At 62.2% G+C, this 17466-nt stretch carries 13 protein-coding genes, 6 pseudogenes and 2 other annotated features; of the genes and pseudogenes, 7 read left to right on the top strand and 12 right to left on the bottom strand.

Annotated features, from left to right (window positions below):
- Positions 1-33: 33 nt before the first annotated feature.
- The 3 genes and pseudogenes from JL100_RS00780 to JL100_RS00770 all read right to left on the bottom strand — a co-directional run bounded on the left by JL100_RS00780 (position 34) and on the right by JL100_RS00770 (position 3415).
- Positions 34-1291 (bottom strand): annotated as a pseudogene (locus JL100_RS00780) (IS3 family transposase).
- Positions 891-1007: a sequence feature (AL1L pseudoknot), on the bottom strand. (Overlaps the previous pseudogene by 117 nt.)
- Positions 1292-1352: 61 nt before the next feature.
- The gene (locus JL100_RS00775) at positions 1353-2708 is read right to left on the bottom strand and encodes an ATP-binding protein (RefSeq protein WP_228421460.1); all 1356 of its coding nucleotides are present in this window, start codon (positions 2706-2708) and stop codon (positions 1353-1355) included.
- Positions 2708-3415, bottom strand: coding sequence for a response regulator (locus JL100_RS00770; RefSeq protein WP_456115324.1), 708 nt, complete (start codon positions 3413-3415; stop codon positions 2708-2710). Before JL100_RS00770 ends, JL100_RS00775 begins: the two co-directional genes overlap by 1 nt.
- Before the next feature lie 235 nt (positions 3416-3650).
- Here JL100_RS00770 and JL100_RS00765 point away from each other — a divergent pair, with 235 nt between their 5' ends.
- Positions 3651-4226 carry a cupredoxin domain-containing protein gene (locus JL100_RS00765; protein ID WP_228420996.1) on the top strand — a complete coding sequence of 192 codons (576 nt, stop codon included), beginning with the start codon at positions 3651-3653 and terminating at the stop codon, positions 4224-4226.
- 597 nt (positions 4227-4823) lie between these two features.
- On the opposite strand, the pseudogene JL100_RS00760 reads toward JL100_RS00765, so the two are convergent.
- The 3 genes and pseudogenes from JL100_RS00760 to JL100_RS00750 form a co-directional block, all read right to left on the bottom strand.
- Positions 4824-6187, bottom strand: a pseudogene (locus JL100_RS00760) (ISL3 family transposase); the annotation flags it as partial.
- Positions 6188-6584: 397 nt separating this feature from the next.
- Positions 6585-7252, bottom strand: a pseudogene (locus JL100_RS00755) (IS5 family transposase); the annotation flags it as partial.
- Between the two features lie 232 nt (positions 7253-7484).
- Entirely contained in the window at positions 7485-7829 is a 345-nt protein-coding gene (locus tag JL100_RS00750; RefSeq protein WP_202685337.1) for a hypothetical protein, read from the bottom strand.
- Between the two features lie 143 nt (positions 7830-7972).
- On the opposite strand from JL100_RS00750, the pseudogene JL100_RS00745 reads away from it, so the two are divergent.
- The 6 genes and pseudogenes from JL100_RS00745 to JL100_RS00725 all read left to right on the top strand — a co-directional run.
- Positions 7973-8770 (top strand): annotated as a pseudogene (locus JL100_RS00745) (IS3 family transposase); the annotation flags it as partial.
- Positions 8257-8386: a sequence feature (AL1L pseudoknot), on the top strand. Its footprint overlaps the pseudogene before it by 130 nt.
- A 329-nt stretch (positions 8771-9099) precedes the next feature.
- Positions 9100-10140, top strand: a complete 1041-nt coding sequence (locus tag JL100_RS00740; protein ID WP_202685338.1) for a transposase — start codon at positions 9100-9102, stop codon at positions 10138-10140.
- Positions 10091-10897 (top strand): transposase, encoded by an 807-nt coding sequence (locus tag JL100_RS00735; protein ID WP_202685339.1) that lies wholly within the window; start codon positions 10091-10093, stop codon positions 10895-10897. The genes JL100_RS00740 and JL100_RS00735 overlap by 50 nt, the downstream gene beginning before the upstream one ends.
- 280 nt (positions 10898-11177) lie before the next feature.
- Entirely contained in the window at positions 11178-11693 is a 516-nt protein-coding gene (locus JL100_RS36755) for a copper chaperone PCu(A)C (protein WP_202685340.1), read from the top strand.
- 126 nt (positions 11694-11819) lie between these two features.
- On the top strand, positions 11820-12962 hold the full coding sequence (locus JL100_RS00730; RefSeq protein ID WP_202685341.1) for an adenylate/guanylate cyclase domain-containing protein: 1143 nt from the start codon (positions 11820-11822) through the stop codon (positions 12960-12962).
- Between the two features lie 101 nt (positions 12963-13063).
- A complete protein-coding gene (locus JL100_RS00725; RefSeq protein WP_202685342.1) occupies positions 13064-13261 on the top strand; it encodes a hypothetical protein in 198 nt (65 codons plus the stop codon).
- 60 nt (positions 13262-13321) lie between these two features.
- Here the strand turns inward: JL100_RS00725 and JL100_RS00720 are convergent.
- The 6 genes and pseudogenes from JL100_RS00720 to JL100_RS00700 form a co-directional block, all read right to left on the bottom strand.
- Positions 13322-13765 (bottom strand): annotated as a pseudogene (locus JL100_RS00720) (transposase); the annotation flags it as partial.
- Between the two features lie 8 nt (positions 13766-13773).
- Positions 13774-13995, bottom strand: a complete 222-nt coding sequence (locus tag JL100_RS00715) for a hypothetical protein (RefSeq protein ID WP_202685343.1) — start codon at positions 13993-13995, stop codon at positions 13774-13776.
- A 1-nt stretch (position 13996) separates the two neighbouring features.
- Entirely contained in the window at positions 13997-15622 is a 1626-nt protein-coding gene (tnpC, locus tag JL100_RS00710) for an IS66 family transposase (protein WP_228420995.1), read from the bottom strand.
- Positions 15623-15685: 63 nt separating this feature from the next.
- Complete coding sequence (gene tnpB / locus JL100_RS00705; protein WP_203104169.1) at positions 15686-16033, bottom strand: IS66 family insertion sequence element accessory protein TnpB; 348 nt, start codon at positions 16031-16033, stop codon at positions 15686-15688.
- Positions 16030-16344 carry a transposase gene (locus tag JL100_RS36750; protein ID WP_407696935.1) on the bottom strand — a complete coding sequence of 105 codons (315 nt, stop codon included), beginning with the start codon at positions 16342-16344 and terminating at the stop codon, positions 16030-16032. Before JL100_RS36750 ends, tnpB begins: the two co-directional genes overlap by 4 nt.
- 154 nt (positions 16345-16498) lie before the next feature.
- Positions 16499-17290: pseudogene (locus tag JL100_RS00700) on the bottom strand (IS256 family transposase); the annotation flags it as partial.
- Positions 17291-17466: the final 176 nt, after the last annotated feature.

The following is a 17466-nucleotide window of genomic DNA, read 5'->3' as shown; positions in this document are numbered from 1 at the left end:
GCACCGAGTTTTCCGGAGGCTATCTGGCTTGAGTCACGCCGCCCTGGCGACGTCCTCGGTTTGAGCATAGTAGCGCGCTTCGGCCTCGGCGGGCGGGATATTGCCGATGGGCTCGAGCAGGCGCCGGTGGTTGAACCAGTCCACCCATTCCAGGGTGGCGAACTCGACGGCTTCCAAGTTGCGCCATGGCCCGCGGCGCCGGATCACCTCGGTCTTGTAGAGGCCTTTGATCGTCTCGGCCAAGGCATTGTATCGCCTTCGGCGTTAGCTGAAGCTCCATAAGAATCGCCAACGCTTCCCACGGAGGGCTCGACGCCAGCGTCGGTGAGACGCTCGGTGTACTTGATAGCAACATATTGCGACCCGCGGTCGGAATGATGAATGAGACCGCTGCCTTTGGCAGGCCGGCGGTCGTGGAGCGCCTGCTCCAGGGCATCCAGCACGAAGCCGGCGTGGGCGGTGCTGGAGGCCCGCCAGCCGACGATCCGCCGGGCAAAGGCGTCGATGACGAAGGCCACGTAGACGAAGCCCTGCCACGTCGCGACATACGTGAAATCCGCCAGCCACAGGGCGTTCGGGCGGGGCGCCCGGAACTGACGGTTCACCCGGTCGAGCGGACACGGCGCCGCCCGGTCGCTGATCGTGGTGCGCACCGCCTTGCCTCGCGTCGCCCCCTTCAGACCCATACGCCGCATCAGGCGGGCCACCGTGCAACGCGCCACGTCAACGCCTTCCCGCCGCAACTGCCGCCAGACCTTCCGGACGCCATACACCTGGAAGCTCCCGTCCCAGATCCGCCGGATAGCCACGCTGAGTTCCGCATCGCTCCGCCAACGGGCCGGCGCCTTTGATGGGTCAGTCCGCCGGGCGGCATGGGCGCGGTAAGTCGACGGGGCGATCGGCAGCACTTTGCAGATCGGCTCGACCCCGTGGACGGCGCGCTGCTCGTCGATGAAGGCGATCATTTCCGGAACGGGCGGTCGAGCTCCGCCTGGGCGAAATACGCCGATGCCTTGCGAAGGATCTCGTTCGCCTGGCGCAGTTCCCGGACTTCGCGCTCCAGCGCCTTGATCCGCTCCTGCTCGTTCGTCGTCGGGCCGGGCCGTTTCCCCTGGTCGCGCTCGGCCTGCCGGACCCAGCCCCGCAGCGTCTCCGCCGTGCAGCCGATCTTCGCCGCGATCGAGCTGATCGCCGCCCACTGCGAGGCGTGCTCGCCTTCGTGCTCGAACACCATCCGAACCGCGCGTTCGCGGACTTCAGGGGCGTACTTGGGTGATATCTGTTTCGTCATGATGACCCCAGTCTCTCAAGAAACGGGGCCTCCGGTAAACCCGGCGCGGTTCAGTTGAAGGTTACGCTGCATCTACCGTTGGCACTGTTTTTGGGAGAGAAATCTTGACCAGCAAGCCACCGTCGGCTTTATTCTCAAGGCTGATTTCACCGCCATGGGACCGGATTATGGATTGAGCTACAGACAGACCAAGCCCGGTTCCTCCTGTTTCACGGCTTCTGGAGCTTTCCACTCTGTAAAAGGGAGCGAAAACTTTTTCTTGTTCATCGAGCGAGATACCTGGCCCGTTGTCAGACACAAGAACCGCGTACTGATCAGAGTCCTGAGCCATGCTGACGTGGGCCGCCGCTCCGTACTTGACTGCATTGTCTATTACGTTGGTGAATGCCCGTTTCAAGGACATCGGACGACAGCTCAGGGGGGCGGAAGTGGTGCTGTGATATACAACAGGCATACCGGCGTCTTCCATCTGCTCACAAACGCTCGCAACCAGCGTCGAGACATCGACAACCTTAACGGGCTCCGCATCGACACCATCCTTCAAGAACGCAAGCGTTGACCCGACCATGGCTTCCATGTCGTCCAAATCACGCAACATGCGCTTTCTCTGATCCTCGTCCCCGACGAATTCCGCCTCCAGCTTCAATCTTGTTATCGGGGTTCTCAGATCATGGGACATCGCGGCCAGCATCTGGGTGCGATCATTGAGAAGCTTGCGGATGCGTTCCTGCATACCGTTGAACGCCTTTGCAGCCATTCTGGTCTCACGCGGCCCTGCTTCGGCCAGCGCTGGAGCCATGACGTCACGCCCGAAGCGTTCCGCGGCAACAGCAAGACTCCGAAGCGGTCTTGTGAGGAAGCGGACCATCGCCGCTGCTACCGCAATGATCGCGAGCGCCATGATCGTTGTCGAAATGGCCGCTTCGGAACTCAGCAAACCATGATCACCATAGGGCGGGGCTGTCACGGTCACCCATGAGCCATCCTTGAGCTTGGCGGAGGCGAGAATGCGGCCGCTGCCCTCGCTAGGACGAGCATCAAGGCCTGGCGCCTGCTCATATGCGACCCGGAGATCGCTGGGCGATGTTTCCGGAAGCAAAGCCCTTATCTGGCCGGCAAGGCTGTCCAGAGCTTCAGGCCCCGGTCCGTTGCCGAGTGGCGCATCAACCATCCAGTGCACCGTTTCGTCGCGACTGGAGACAGCATGCGCAATGGCATCCCGCTGGGCGGGCGGGGCAATTTCGATCAGACCTTTGGCGGAGAGCAAACGTTCAGCCAAAGCATGTTCACTGGTGCTGCTTACACGCCTTACCATATCGGTGTGGTAAACGAACACGCTGAGGAGGTGCGAGGCAAGCAGGCTGATCAGCATGACCAAAATCGTTCGCCCGGCCACCGTATCCGGCAGGACGCGCATCAAGCCGGCTCTACGATGGCGGCGAAAACGTACCCGGAGCCGCGTACCGTCTTGATGATATCGTGCCCTCCGGCGCAGTGTTCGAGTTTGCGGCGCAGTCGGCTCACATGAACATCGATGCTGCGGTCGAGGGGCGGAGCAGATCGACCTCGTGTAATATCGTACAACTGGTCCCGTGTAAGAACCCGATTTGGATTCTCGGCGAATGCCACCAAAAGATCGAAGTCTCCGCCGGTAAGATCAATCGTCACCCCGTCTGGGGTGGTCAATTCCCTTCGGGACTTATCTAGCATCCAGCCCGCGAACTGCACCTTATCGGAACGCGGAGTCCCAGTCTCTGGCGCAGCTGTGCTGCGGCGCAAAACCGCACGTATACGGGCAAGAAGTTCGCGCGGGCTGAAGGGCTTCGGCACATAATCATCGGCGCCCATTTCCAAACCGACAACCCGATCGGCCTCGTCTCCCATAGCGGTCAACATGATAACGGGAACCCGGGATCGGGAGCGAAGATCATGACAAAGGCTGAGGCCGCCCTCACCGGGCATCATGATGTCGAGCACCACAAGGTCATATTCAGCATCCCCCATGGCGTGGCGCATCTCAATACCGTTTCTCGCGTGATCGACGCGAAAGCCATGCGTCCGCAAGAATCTTGCGAGAAGCTCGCGAATTCCGGCATCGTCATCTACGACGAGAATATGGCCCATCGTACTCAAGACGCCTCCATCATCCATCAAATAATTTTACGAATAAGCCAAAGATATACCGGCATCAACCACAGCCAACCACCTGCAACACTTTGTTACATCGCAGCCATTGCCCGGTTACCTTCGATGAGCAATCATACATTCAAGAGCCCAGTCCACCGCCGCGATTCTTTTTATAGTTGCGGTGATGCATCATTGGACACGGCCAAGGTGGCTTTCCTAAAGGAGATACAAGTTGCAAATTTTTAGCCATAGTGTCCGCGTTTCCTCCGTCGCCGTCCTTGTTGTTATTATGGGACTTACGCTTCCAAACGCTGTCTGGGCAGGTCCAGGCGAAGCCGGCCATGGCCATGGCGGCCAGACCATCGGCGAACGGGGCAAAGCAAGCAAATCGACCCGGATAGTTCAGATCAAGCTGATCGACAATGCCTATGAGCCGGAGTCGATCCAGGTGAAACCCGGCGAAACGGTCAAGTTCGTTCTGCGCAATGATGGGCAACTCCTGCATGAGTTCAACATCGGAACGGCCGAGATGCATGCCGTCCATCAGAAGGAAATGGCGATGATGATGGAGCACGGCATGCTCACCCCGACCGGCGTGAATGACAAGGCCATGAACATGGACCATTCCACGATGCCTGGGATGGCACACTCAATGAAGCATGACGATCCGAACAGCGTTCTCGTGCCGCCGGGACAGACGAAGGAACTAACCTGGAAATTTGCGCAGGGCGGCAAGATCGAGTTCGCGTGCAACATCCCTGGTCACTACGAATCCGGCATGGTCGGTAATGTGAAGTTTCAGCGCTGACTGCCTTTGTTGAATCAAAGCGGAGCATCCATGATGAGGCACCGCCTGATCGTCGCGACGGCCTATGGATTGGGTGCGCTTGCCGGTGGTACAGCCTAGCAGTCCGTTGACAAACCGGGCTGGTTCCAAATCTATGCACGCTGGTGCGGTGCAGTTCGAGAACTGACAGCATGGCAATGGGACGGCTGAGCAATCGGCTGAGGGCGCGTCGTAGTGGGAGCCGGTTGGCCGTGGACCTAGCCCCCCGGCACGCGTTTTACGGCTGGTCAATGAGGTGCTGGCCGAGGCCGAGTTCGACGAGGCTGTCGAAATGCTGTGCCAGGGGTACTACAGGGGCGGCGTTGGCCGTCCGTTGATCCCTCCGGGTCTCTACTTCCACATGCTGTTCGTCGGTCTTCGAGGAGTTGGATTCCGAGCGCGAGATGGCTTGGGTCTGCGCCAATTCCTTGTCGCTGCATGGCTTTCTGCGCCTGTCGGATGGTGAAACGGTTCCCGACTACTCGATCCAGGTCGCAGACTGCATCCCAGGGGTGGTGTTCCGCCACCGTTTCGGTGCCGGACCTCCGGGCCAGGCGGTGGCTGTGCTCTGGTTCATTTCCGGAACTCCCGTGCGAGCGCGGTCACCGCGGCCAAGTCCGGCGATCCGGCAAGCAGGGCCTCGACGAACTTCCCTACGGTGTCGTCTCGATCTCGTCGGCATCGGCCACCACCAGCCACGCCGCACGCCGGCCGGAGGGTGCCTTCCAGCCGGTCGCGGCCTGCGCCGGGTCGGCAGGCCCGGCACCGGTGCCCCGCAGCCGGCGCCGGACCCGTTCCTGCACCGTCTTGGGCCGGCCCGAATAGCCCCTGTCGCGGAGTTCCCGCCACAGCCGGGCGGTGTTGGTGCAGCTCTCGGCCCAGCGTTGCCGCAGGTACTCGGCATGGCGGTCGATCGCGTTCCCATAAGCCGGTTTGCTCCACGACGGGAGTCGGCCCGCCCGCAGCCATGTCCGGATCGTGGCGCGGTCCAGGCCAGGTGCTGCGGGAGATCGCGCTCTGCGACCAGCCGCAGGCGTGCAGTGCTGCGACTTCCTCGAAGCGGGCCTGCCGCGCCGCCCGCCTATCCAGTTAACGCTGGTGGCTGCGGGCTAGCGGCCGGGACTCCGGCGGAGCGCTGGGAAGCGGAACCGGCGTCACCGCTGTGACTGCCTTGGCCGCGGCGCGAATGGCCCGGTGCTGCCGGTCGAGAATGCCGGCCAGGGCGTCGCCGAGATTGCGTGGAAGATGCTAGCGATCCGCGACCTGGATCGCGTCCGGGGCGCTGGTCCGGGCGCCGTCGGCATAGGCGCCGGCCCGGTCGCGGGCGACGATCTCCACGCCGGGGTGCGCCTCCAGCCAGGCGGCGACGGTCTCCGCGTCGCGATCGGGCAGCAGGTCGATGGGACGGCTGCGCTCCAGATCGACGATGAGGGTGCCGTAGCGCCGGCCGCGTCGCCAGGCCCAGTCATCGATGCCGACGACGCGCGGGGTCGGTGCCACCGGGAGGGGAGCCGCCCGGATCAGGCGAAGCAGGGTGTCGCCGCTGACCGGCATGGCGAGCCGGTTCGCCAGGCGGGCGCCCGACTCGCCTCCGGCATGCAGGGCGATGCGGCGTTGCGCCTCGGCGAGGCGGACGGTCCGCCGAACCCTCGGCAAGTTTACCTCCGGCAGGCGCTCGGCGAAGATCCGGCGCGGGCACCTGGGGGCGGAGCAGCGAAAGCGACGGACCTGGAGACTGAGCTGGCGATCCTCCCCGGCCAGGGGAGATCCCCTAGACAGCGAGTGTAGCGGCTGTGGACGCGACGCGAGCGGCGCCGGCACAAGGGACAGGACGCTGTGGCGGCGCGAGCGCGAACAGCAACGACGACGACGCGATCCGGGTGGACGACGACCCGCTCGACCGCGAGACCGGCGGGCAGCAGGGAAAGCAACGAACTGAACACGGAGAAGACGACAATCGCGGAGATAAAGCGTTTCTCCTCATATCATTATTCTCACCCTGCGGCGCACTCGTCCTGCACCGGGAATGACACTGTTGGCTAATTCCAAAGCGGCCGTCTGGACGGCGGTGCTCGGCGGGAAATCCCGCTCCAAATCAGCTTGCTGATCGGGCTTTGGGCATCCTCAGGCCTGATCGTCGATTTTGCCAACAGTGTCTAGTGCTCAGACGCATTCAGAAGGTTCGCAAAATTCCTTGCCAAACCCGCGAAGCGCCTGGGTGGCCACTGAATCTTTTGTTAGCGTCTATGCACTAAGGTCTGTGGACATTCACTTGAGGGCCAGGAAGGAACCAACTAGATGGATGGCCGCGGTGAAGCTACTGTCGGTCTTATCATAGCGGGTGGCGATGCGCCGGAACTCCTTGAGATTGCAGAAGAAGTTCTCGACCAAGTGACGCCAGCGGTACATCGCGAAGTCGCAGGGGATCGGGCGGACGCGGTCGGCCTTGGGCGGGATAACCGCCAGCGTTCCCCGATCGTCGAGGTCGGCGCGGATCCAGTCGATGTCGAAGGCCTTGTCGGCGATCAGGGCCTCGAACTCGAGGCCGGAGATCAGCGGCGCGACACCGACGCTGTCGTGGCGCTGGCCCGGCAGCAGGACGAAGCGGACCAGGTTGCCGAGCGCATCGACCAGGGCAACGATCTTGGTCGTCAGGCCGCCGCGCGAGCGGCCAATGGCCTGAGTGCAAGTCCCCCTTTTGCGCCGGCGCCATGCTGGTGGACCCGGACGATGGTGCCGTCGACCAGGGCGTACTCGAAGTCGGGGTCGCCCGACAGGGCTTCGAAGAGGCGCTCGAACACGCCCCTGCAGGCCCAGCGCCGGAACCGCCGGAAGGCCGTGTTCCAGCACCCGAACGCCTCGGGCAGCTCGCGCCACGGCGAGCCCGTGCGCACCAGCCACAGCACGCCTTCGAGGAACAGCCGGTTGTCCGTGCCCGACCGGCCCGGGTCGCCCGCCTTGCCCGGCAGCAGCGGCTCGACACGCCCCCACTGGGCGTCGCTCAACATCAGGCGGATCATGATTGGCCTCCGTTTTCCAGTCTTCAATCAGATCCCGCCCGTCAAGCCAACCCTCTTCTTAACCATGAATGTCCACAGACCTTAGTACTACAGCCGGGACTTTCCGATAATGATCGGATCTGTCCCACGATATCAATAAGTTAGCTGAATCGCCTTGGTTTTGCCCTGTCCCGTAAATTATTGATATCATTGGGACTGTCGAAAAGTCCCGGCTGTAGTATTAGTTGCTGCCGCTGTCCGGAGCGTCGAAGTTAGGAGCGATGTATGTCACTCCGAGGGCGCCTGCTGGCTGGCGGGGTTGATCATGCCCGCGGTCGATGGACATGTTGAGGTGTGAACGAACCAGAGAGCGCGTTACCTCTCGCAGGGCGAGATTGATTTCTTCGTCCGTACCGCGCGATGAGATCTGACGCCATTTCCGGCGGGCTACTTCTGGTAGTGCCATGTAGAATTCCGTTGCAGCCGCCAGGATCTGTGCGGGTTTATGCCCTTCCTCAAGTGCGACCCGATCGACCTTGCCTGCAAGACCCTCATCGACCCAAGCCGATATGCTCTTCTTTGCCACCTTACTCTCCACTGAAACAGGCTGAAGGAATGGCGCGCTGTCGCAACCCGCTACGATGGACTGGCTCAAGGCATAGATCAAGATCTCAGGTGAACCGCACCGGGTTTACCGGAGGCTCCGTTTCTTGAGAGACTGGGGTCATCATGACGAAGCAGACATCACCCAAATTCGCCCCTGAAGTCCGCGAGCACGCGGTGCGGATGGTGTTCGAGCACGAAGGTGAGTACGCCTCGTAGTGGGTGGCGATCAGCTCGGTCGCGGCGAAGATCGGCTGCACGGCGGAGACGCTGCGGAGCTGGGTCCGGCAGGCCGAGCGCGACCAGGGCAAGCAACCCGGCCTGACCACGGACGAACAGGAGCGGATCAAGGCGCTGGAGCGTGAGAACCGCGAGCTGCGCCAGGCGGACGAGATCATTCGCAAGGCGTCGGCTTATTTTGCCCAGACGGAGCTCGACCGCCCGTTCAGGAAATGATCGCCTTCATCGACGAGCATCGCGCCGTCCACGGGGTCGAGCCGACCTGCAAGGAGCGACGCATGCGTCGCTCCGGTCGCCCCGTCCACATATCACTCCCATGCTGTCCGGCGGACTGACGCGTCCAAGGCGCCGGCCCGCTGGCGAAACGACGTCGAGGTAAGCGTGGCTATCCGGCGGATCTGGGACGGGAATTTCCAGGCCTACGGGGTCCGGAAGGTCTGGCGGCAGTTGCGGCGGGAAGGCCTTGGCGTGGCGCGCTGCACGGTGGCCCGACTGATGCAGCGCATGGGCCTGAAGGGGGCGACGCGCGGCAAGACGGTGCGCACCACGATCAGAGACCGGGCGGCGTCATGCCCTGCGGACCGGGTGAATCGGCAGTTCCAGGCATCCCGCCCGAATGCCTTGTGGGTCGCCGATTTCACGTATGGTGCGCCTCGTCCCGGATGGTCCGGGGTGCATATCGCTGGAATGCTGATGAGAAAGGAGGAGAATGAGAAAAGCCTTGCCCTCTGCTGTGAGGGGGCATGAGCCCAAGCGGCGGTGACCTGCCGTCAACTGGCAGGGTGACGTAGCCCGCAGATAAAGGGGATTGAGGCGAAGCCGTTACGCCGAGATGGTTCCCGAGGCTGTAGCACTGGAAGGTTGAGGAACACGAACCAGTTGATCGGCGTCCGAGGGCTGAAAGATCGCGCTCACCCACACGGCTTAATAGGCGAAATGCTGATGATGCCGCCGGACACGTGTGTCGGTGGTATCTGAACGCGGGCGCATACGTAGGGCACCTGCGGGGAGCCATGGAGAGAACGCAGCCAGGCCATGGCATCGGCATCGACTTGCTCGAAGCGGAGGGGGTGCCGCCGTCGGCCCTGTTCATTGCGTCGCCTTATGATCCCGAAGCGCATTTCGCCAAGAAACGCAGCACCTCCTGGGTCGGCTACGAGGTGCATCTCACGGAAAGCTGCGAGGACAACCAGCCTCACCTGATCACCCACGTGGAAATCACTGCTGCTCCTGTGGCCGACGGTGATGTGCTGGAGACGATACACCATGCTTCGGCCGCCGACGGTCTGTTCCCGGCGGTGCATCTGACCGATACCGGCTATGTCGATGCCAAACGCCTGCTGTCCAGCCGCACCCGGTACGACGTTGACCTGCTGGGACCGACGCGCGGCGATTATCACCGCCGAGGGCGCGAGAACAAAGGCTTCGCCGCGCAGGACTTCACCATCGATTGGGAGCGGCGCCAGGCGATCTGCCCGGCCGGGCAGACCAGTGCCAACTGGGTCCCGACGCAGGAACCCAGGGGCAAACCGGTCATCGGGGTCAACGTCGCCAGTTCGACCTGCAAGGCCTGTCCCCACCGCCTCGACTGTATCGACGCCGATGGTGTCCGGCGCACATTGACCCTGCAGGTGCCGGAGCTTCAGATCGCCTTGCAGGCGGCCCGGCATCGGGAGAAAACGGCAGAGTTCCGCGAGCAGTATGGCAAACGGGCCGGTATCGAAGGAACAATCTCACAAGGCGTCAGGGCTTTCCATCTGCGGCGCTCGCGTTATATCGGACAGGCCAAGACGCATTTGCAGCATCTCCTGATCGCCGCCATCGACCTGGGCCGCATCTATTGCTGGCTGATCGCTGAACCGCGTGCCCAAACCCGCCAATTGGCATTTACCGCCCTCATGATGCCTAAGGGGCGGTTTCCAGAACTCTCACTTGGTGATTACCCTGCTGGAAACCGGCTGACCTGCCATCGATTTCCTGTGCCTTCGGCGCAAGGAGGCGAGCATGAGGGCGACGGTGGCGGAGTTGGTAGCGGGGATCATCGACCGGATTGAGGACCGGCCTCCTGGTCCCGGTCGTCCGCCAGTGCCCACCGCGGAAGTCATCGAGACGCTCCGCTTCTTCGTGCGCGAGGGTGTCCAATGGCGCGCGCTCCGAGCCGTCGACGGGCGCGCCTCAGGCTCTACTCTGCGTCGCCGCCTGGACGAGTGGCACAGAACGGCGCTGCTCCACCGGGTGCATGCCGTCCTCGTCCGCATGGCGCGCTCGGGTCCGGACGTCACCGCATGGGACGTCGTGGTCGATAGTTGCTCGGTGCGGGCCAAGAGAGGCGGCGAGCTGACTGGCCCGAACCCGACTGACCGCGGCAAAGCGGGGACCAAGTATCACGTCGTGGTCGCGACCGACGGCATCCCGCTGGCGGTCATCCCTTCCGCCGCCAGCGTCCACGACACGAAACTCTTCTCCGACCTGCTGCGTCTGGCCCAGGTCGTCTGCGTCGCCATTGGCAAGCTCTATGCTGACGCAGGCTACGACAGCGCCGGGGCTTTAGACAATGCCGAATGCAGTACAACCGCTGGCTTTGCTTGCGTGACGGCATCCGTCCCCACATTCGGAAAGTCGGTGAGGCGCATGGGTCCGGGCTCGGTAAGGTCCGGTGCATCGTTGAGCACGGCTGCGCCTGGCTGCTGGCCAACAAACGCCTGGACCGAAGGCACGATAAGCTGGGCCGGATCGTCCTCGCCCTGCTCACAGCCGCAGCCATCTTCTTCATCGCAAACCGTCTCACCCGGTTCTGAAAACCATGCCTAAAACCGCATAGGGAATTCGCCAGCGGTATCGGGAATGCGGATGGACCAAGCTTCATCCGCCCTTTACAGCATCGGGAAGCAAGGTTCGGTGGTGATCACTAGCAGATCATCCAAGGTCGCATAACTCATTGCAATGATTTGTTACATACGAAAAATAAGACAGACGGTCATCTCATGCTATGCTTCACCTTTGAAGCACCCATGGGACGAGAGGAGCTGAGCCTTCAGAAACGAGCAAAACCTCACTCAAGGTCTGATTTCGAACATCAGGATGCAAGTCAATGACAGGCACAGTTAGAATTTCCACGTGCGGCCGAGCTTTATTGAAAATTTTCTACAATCGCATTGAAATTTCATTGCCATCATTCGTGCTGCGCTGGATTGCTGCTTGGTCTCTGGGAGGTTTGATGGTGCTCACGATACATCCCGCGTTTGCGGATGAGTCGGTAGATCTGGGCGACATACGTATAGAAGCCGCGACCGCAACGCCCACCGCGAAGGGTGGTCGATCGAGAGTGAGGTTCCAAATTACAAACAATAGCCGTACAGATCTCCATCTTCTTGGAATATCAACGCCCGTGGCAGCAAAGACAGAGCTTGTCGCACGCGTAGGCTCCGAAAACACTTCAGTCCTGCAATCTATTGGTATCCCGTCAGAAGAGACGTTGGATCTTACAACCTCCCACCTCCATTATGAGATTTACCCGCTGGAGAAAGTTCTTCAATCCGGAGATAATTTTCCGATAACATTGCACTTCAGGGGTTGGAGCAAAAGTACTTTGGTCCATGTTCATTGAGGGCAAGGCGCGTGCCTCTGGTCGGAGTCCCTGTGCCTTTCTCATAGCGCATATGGGAGAAAAGGTGGCCTACTGGATGAACGTCGTGATGGCATGCTGTAAAATCAAATATGCCTAAGTTCCTGTGTGAGACAGCAACAAAAAAGCAGTAAATATGGTCCAGCTTTGACAAAAGAATCTCATCCACAAGCGTTGGGAGACTGCGTTGGGTTGTCGAGAGACGAGGCTCGCCGTTTCGCTCCAAGTTACATAAATTTAAAAACTTTATTCCGTTTCATCTGGGTTGGACTCGGTGTCCTAGCTCTAGCTGCACTTTATGGAGCCTTAACAGGTCCATCCCCAAAGGACGGCGCGATTTATGCCGCAGTCACAGTCACCGTGATAGGTGTTCCGATCGTGGGATACGAGGTTCTTTTCCGTCGCTGGCTGGTTTTTTCACCGAGCCGTCGATGGCCCTTCGGACTTCTCGTTCTGATTAAGTCAACCGGATATGCATTCTGGATTTTGCTTGGCACGGCGATCGGGTCGCGCCTAACCCACCACTCTGATGGCCCCCCACTGACGGATCTTTTGGCTCATAGGGAAACCATCATAGCCACGGTGCTTGCTGCCTTTGTCGCAAACGTATTGCTGGCCGCAGGTCGGCTTCTCGGATCTAATGTTCTATTCAACTTCTTTGTTGGCCGTTATCATCGGCCGCAGCATGAAGTGCGCCTATTTCTTTTCCTTGACGTTTCCAACTCCACAGCTATCGCTGAGACGATCGGTGATCTCAAATTTCACGCTTACCTGGATGATTTCTTCCGTATAGCTGGACGTGTGGCGTTCGATTGCAACGGTGATGTTCACGACTATATCGGAGATGAGATTATTGTTACTTGGCCAGTCGGGAAAGATAGCCGTGATGCGCTGATGTTCTTCCCCTTGCTCAAGAAGCGGTTGGATGGCAGTCGCTCAGTATTCCATCAGCGGTATGGTCATGAAATTGATTATAGGGCAGGAATGCATCTAGGGCCTGTGGTGACTGGGGAAGTTGGTGAGTTTAAGCAGAAGATCACCTTCCTTGGCGACACAGTGAACACGGCAGCTCGACTTGAGCAAATTGCCCGTACCAGTGGCAGTAGTATCCTTGTAAGTCGCTCTGTTCTTGACCAGGTTCCGCTACCTTCAGAGATGAAGGCGACACCACTCGGCCTGATGCCCGTCCGTGGCAAATCTCGACCTATGGAAGTCGTGCGTCTGGACTTCTCTGCGGCGGCAGGGCTCTGAAACGGATCACTCCTCAGGAGCTTGGTGACAGTGGAAGGGGCGCGATGCTCCGTGCAGCCAAGGACAGACTGAAGGCGAAGCAATCAGGTATGGAGGATACAATGGGTGTGCTGATCCAGGATACCAGCTGGCACTTGCCGGATGAGCTCTGGCAGCGCACGGAAGCGCTGCTGCCGCGCTCGCTGGGATGCCACAACCGGCGCGCTCCGGATCGCGCGACAATGGACGCCATCTTCTTTGGGTCCATCCGCATTCCCGGTGCAAGGCGAGTGCGCCGCAGGGTGAGGATAATCATATGAGGAGAAACGCTTTTCTGAGAGTGTCAGGAATTTCGTGTGAGGGCGGGCGGTTTCGCATGATCAGGCGAATGCCTTTGTGAAGCGCTCACCGAAGAGGACGGCGAACTGAGCCTTTGCCATGGCCCACTCCCGCGCCGGCATGGTCCACTGTTTCTCGGTCCTGTGCAAGACCAGGAAGATCAGCTTCAGGGCGGCGTCGTCGGTCGGGAAGTGGCCTCGGGCGCGAACGGCCCGACGGAGCTTGGCATTCAAGGACTCGATGGCGTTGGTGGTGTACAGGATACGCCGGACCTCGGCCGGGAAGGCGTAGAACGGCACCACCTCGTTCCAGGCGCGGCGCCAGCACGGGCCGATGGCCGGATACTTGCGCCCCCAGGCGCTGTCCTCGAAGGTTTCCAGCGCGGCCTCGGCGGTCGTGGCGTCGATCGCCCTGTAGATGTCCTTCAGGGCGGCTGCGACGGCCCGGCGGTCCTTCCAGGAGACGAACTCCAGGCTGTTGCGTAACCGGCCGCTCAAGGCCTAGGGACCGGTTTTTTGTAGAGGGGGATGAGATCGCGCAGGTTCTCGATGCCGAAGGCAGTGAACGCCAGGACTTCCTCGCCTCCGACACCGTAGATCCAGAGGACGCCGTCCTCAGGTTCCATGTCGAGGCTGACCTCGTGCAGCAGATCCTCGTCCTCACCGAGCATTTCGGCGACGCGGGCGATGGTGAAGACGGAGCTGATCGCGGCCATTTCAGGCGACTTGTGCCCGAAGCGCCTCGCTGGAGGCCCAGTTCCAGGGCAGGAGTTCGTGCAGTCGGGTGATCAGATGGTCGCCGATGCGGTCGAGTATGGCCGCGAGATAAGCCTCGGGATCGAGACCCGAGAGCTTGGCCGTCTCGATGATCGTCATCGCGTCCGCGATCACGGCGCCGCCGGCGTCCGAGCCGGCGAAGAGATAATTCTTCCTGCCGACCGATATCGGCCGGATCGCCCGCTCGGCCGGGTTGTTGTCAATCGCCACGTGCCCGTCCTCGAGGAACAGGGAGAAGGCCTCGACGCGCTTGAGGAAGTAGCGCATCGCCGTCGGCAGGTCGCCCTTGCCGGGGATGCGCCGGAGCCGGTCCTCGCACCAGGCCTGGAAGGCTTCGACCGGACCTCGGCTTCGCTCCTGCCGGATGCGGCGCCGCTCCTCCGCCGGCCGCCCGGTGATCTCGCGCTCGATGTCGTACAGGACGCCGATCCGCTCCAGCGCCTCGAAGGCGATCGGGGAGCCGGTGGACTTCCAGACGTCGTGGAAGGCGCGGCGCAGATGAGCCCAGCATGCCGCCTCGCGGATCCGCCGATGGCCCTCGGCGCCCGGCTCGTAGAGCTTCCTGAAGCCGCCGTAGGCATCGGCTTGCAACACGCCCTCGAAGCCCGCGAGATGGGCCTGCGGGTGCTCGCCCTTGCGGTCGGGCGAGAAGAAGTAGGTCACGGCGGGCGGATCGCTCCCGCCCCAGGGCCGGTCGTCGCGGAGATAGACCCAGATCCGCCCTTCCTTGACCCCGCGGGGTTTGCCCTCGACGGCGCGGCGTCCCGGATCAAGGACGCGGATCGGCGTATCATCGGCATGCAGCCGGTCCGACCGCATGACCTCGGCGCGGATCAGGTCGGTCAGGGGCCGCAGGGTCGCGACCGCCTGGCCGCACCAGTCGATCAGGGTGGACCGGGGAATGTCGGCCCCCATCCGGGCGAAGATCTCGCCCTGGCGGTACAGGGGAAGGTGATCGTCGAACTTCGAGACCAGGACATGGGCCAGCAGGGCGGGACCCGCCATTCCCCGCCGGATCGGCCGGGGCGGCGCCGGCTCCTGGACGATCCTCTCGCACAGCCGGCAGGACTTCTTCGGCCTCCTGGTCTCGATCACCTTGAGCTTGGCCGCGACGAACTCGAGAACCTCGGACAAGTCCTCGCCGAGCAGACGAAGCGGGCCTCCGCAGTCGGGGCAGTGGTCGCCGGGATCGAGCACGATCCGCTCGCGCGGCGCGTCGTCGCGAAGGCGCGGTTTACCCCGCCGGCGGGGTTCGCCTCTCGGTAATGCCGGCTCCTCCCCGGCGTCACGGGCATCGGAATGTTCGCCCGAAGCATCGTTGGCGGCAATCGCCACCTCGACGTCCTCGAGCGTCAGCTGGAGTTGCTCGAGTTCACGGTCGATCCGCTCCGAACTCGGTCCGAACCGCTGCCGCCGCAGCCTGGCGATCTGGATCCGAAGCGCCTGGACCAGGGCCTCGAAGGCCAGCGCCGACGCCCTGGCGCGGGCCATCTCCTCACGCTGGGCGAGGATGATCGCCTTCAGGGCGGCTGGGTCGTCGGGCAGAACATCGGGCTGCTGCTGCATGGATCTAGTTTAGCAGAACTTCATGGCGGGCAACAGTAATCCCTCAGTCATGACCAGAGAATGTCACCCGACCCGCGTCGGCCGGGAAGTCCAGGCGGGACGTCTCCAGTCTATTCCCTCCCACAGCATTGCGAGTTGTGCCGCCGTCAGCCGTACCGATCCGTCCGAAGGTGCTGGCCAGGGGAAGCGGCCCTGCTCGAGAACCTTGTAATACAAGCAAAACCCCTGGCCGTCCCAGTGGAGCAGCTTGATCCTGTCGCCCCGACGCCCCCGGAAGGCGAAGACGGCACCCGAGCCGGGGGCCTGCCGGAGATGCTCCTGCGCGACCGCCGCCAGCCCGGCGATCCCCTTGCGCAGGTCCGTGACCCCGCAGGCGAGATAAACCCGAACGCCGGTGCCCGGGCCGATCATGCCGCCTCCGCGACCCGGATCAGCCGCATCAGAACGCGATCCGGAATGTCGGCGGCAAAGCGGAGGGTGCGGCCACTGCGCAGCCCGATCTCGACAGGGTGGCCTGGCACATCCCCGCCGCATCCAGCGCCCGGGCCCGGCTCGTCCTCCGTCACTTCGACCGGGAGGAACACGGCCTTACCCGTTGGATGGACAGCCTTGTGCTTCAACTCGCAGCGCCACTGATAGATGTTCTGCCGGGAGATGTCATGCCGGCGGGCCACCTCCGAGACGCTGGACCCGGGAGCGGCAGCCTCGGCGACAATCCGCATCTTCTCGTCCAATGACCAGCGACGCCGGCGCTCTCCCCTGCTCAGCACCTCCACCCGCATATCTCACCTCGCTGTTGATGTCCATAACGACGTCGTTAACGACGTAAGCTATCTCGATAGCAAAGTCCTTGTAAGGCGGCCTGGACCGGCCGGTTACGCTGTTGCGAAGCAGGTGCACGATGCAGGTCTGGACCATGGCCTGCGGGAACACCGCCTGGATGGCGTCGGGAAAGCCCTTCAGCCCGTCGACCACGGCGATCAGGATGTCCTCCACGCCGCGATTGCGCAGCTCGTTCAGGACGCGCAGCCAGAACTTGGCGCCCTCGTTCTGCTCCAGCCACAGGCCGAGGATCTCCTTGGTGCCGTCGGCCCGCACACCGAGGGCCACGTGGACGGCCTTGTTGCGGACCAGTCCCTCGTCGCGGACCTTGACCCGCAGGGCGTCGAAGAACACCAGCGGGTAGACCGGCTCCAGCGGCCGGGCCTGCCAGGCGGCGATCTCGTCCAGCACGGCGTCGGTCACGGCGCTGATCAGGTCGGGCGAGACCTCCACGCCGTAGAGCTCGCGCAGGTGCCCGACGATCTCCCGCACGCTCATGCCGCGGGCATACATCGATATGATCTTGTCGTCGAAGCCTGGAAAGCGACGCTGGTACTTGGCGATGAGCTGCGGATCGAAGGTCGCCCGCCGATCGCGCGGGATCTCCAGTTCCAGCTTGCCGGTGTCGGTCAGCACCGTCTTGCGGCCGTAGCCGTTCCGGCCGTTGCCGGCCTCATTCTCGCCGGCGAGATGATGGTCCATCTCGGCATTCAGCGCCCGCTCCGCAAGCGCCTTCTTCAGGCCGTCCAGAAGGCCGTTCGGATCGAACGCGCTCTTCGCGTCGGACCCGGCAAGAAGTTGGTCGAGCAGGGCGTCAGGGATGACGGGGGGTTTGCGACGAGCCATGCGGGATCTCCTTTTCTCCCAGTATGCCCGCCCTCACACGAAATTCCTGACACTCTCCATGACTCGGAGAAAGCACGATGTGGAAGTTCACCCAGGGCTTGTGCACCGGGAATGCGGAAGGACCAAAATTGCCTGCACCTTGACACCTGCTCGATCGCCAGCGCATGCAAGCGGCA

The sequence above is a fragment of the Skermanella mucosa genome (assembly GCF_016765655.2).
Taxonomy (GTDB): domain Bacteria; phylum Pseudomonadota; class Alphaproteobacteria; order Azospirillales; family Azospirillaceae; genus Skermanella; species Skermanella mucosa.
Note: the sequence above shows the minus strand (reverse complement) of the source record. Positions and strands in the feature narration are given on the sequence as shown.

Coding starts and splice junctions, on each gene's coding strand:
- JL100_RS00775 (WP_228421460.1), bottom strand. CDS start 2,708: ATGCGCGTCCTGCCGGATACGGTGGCCGGGCGAACGATTTTGGTCATG.
- JL100_RS00770 (WP_456115324.1), bottom strand. CDS start 3,415: ATGGGCCATATTCTCGTCGTAGATGACGATGCCGGAATTCGCGAGCTT.
- JL100_RS00740 (WP_202685338.1), top strand. CDS start 9,100: ATGGAGAGAACGCAGCCAGGCCATGGCATCGGCATCGACTTGCTCGAA.
- JL100_RS00735 (WP_202685339.1), top strand. CDS start 10,091: ATGAGGGCGACGGTGGCGGAGTTGGTAGCGGGGATCATCGACCGGATT.
- JL100_RS36755 (WP_202685340.1), top strand. CDS start 11,178: ATGACAGGCACAGTTAGAATTTCCACGTGCGGCCGAGCTTTATTGAAA.
- JL100_RS00725 (WP_202685342.1), top strand. CDS start 13,064: ATGGGTGTGCTGATCCAGGATACCAGCTGGCACTTGCCGGATGAGCTC.
- JL100_RS00715 (WP_202685343.1), bottom strand. CDS start 13,995: ATGGCCGCGATCAGCTCCGTCTTCACCATCGCCCGCGTCGCCGAAATG.
- tnpC (WP_228420995.1), bottom strand. CDS start 15,622: ATGCAGCAGCAGCCCGATGTTCTGCCCGACGACCCAGCCGCCCTGAAG.
- tnpB (WP_203104169.1), bottom strand. CDS start 16,033: ATGATCGGCCCGGGCACCGGCGTTCGGGTTTATCTCGCCTGCGGGGTC.
- JL100_RS36750 (WP_407696935.1), bottom strand. CDS start 16,344: ATGCGGATTGTCGCCGAGGCTGCCGCTCCCGGGTCCAGCGTCTCGGAG.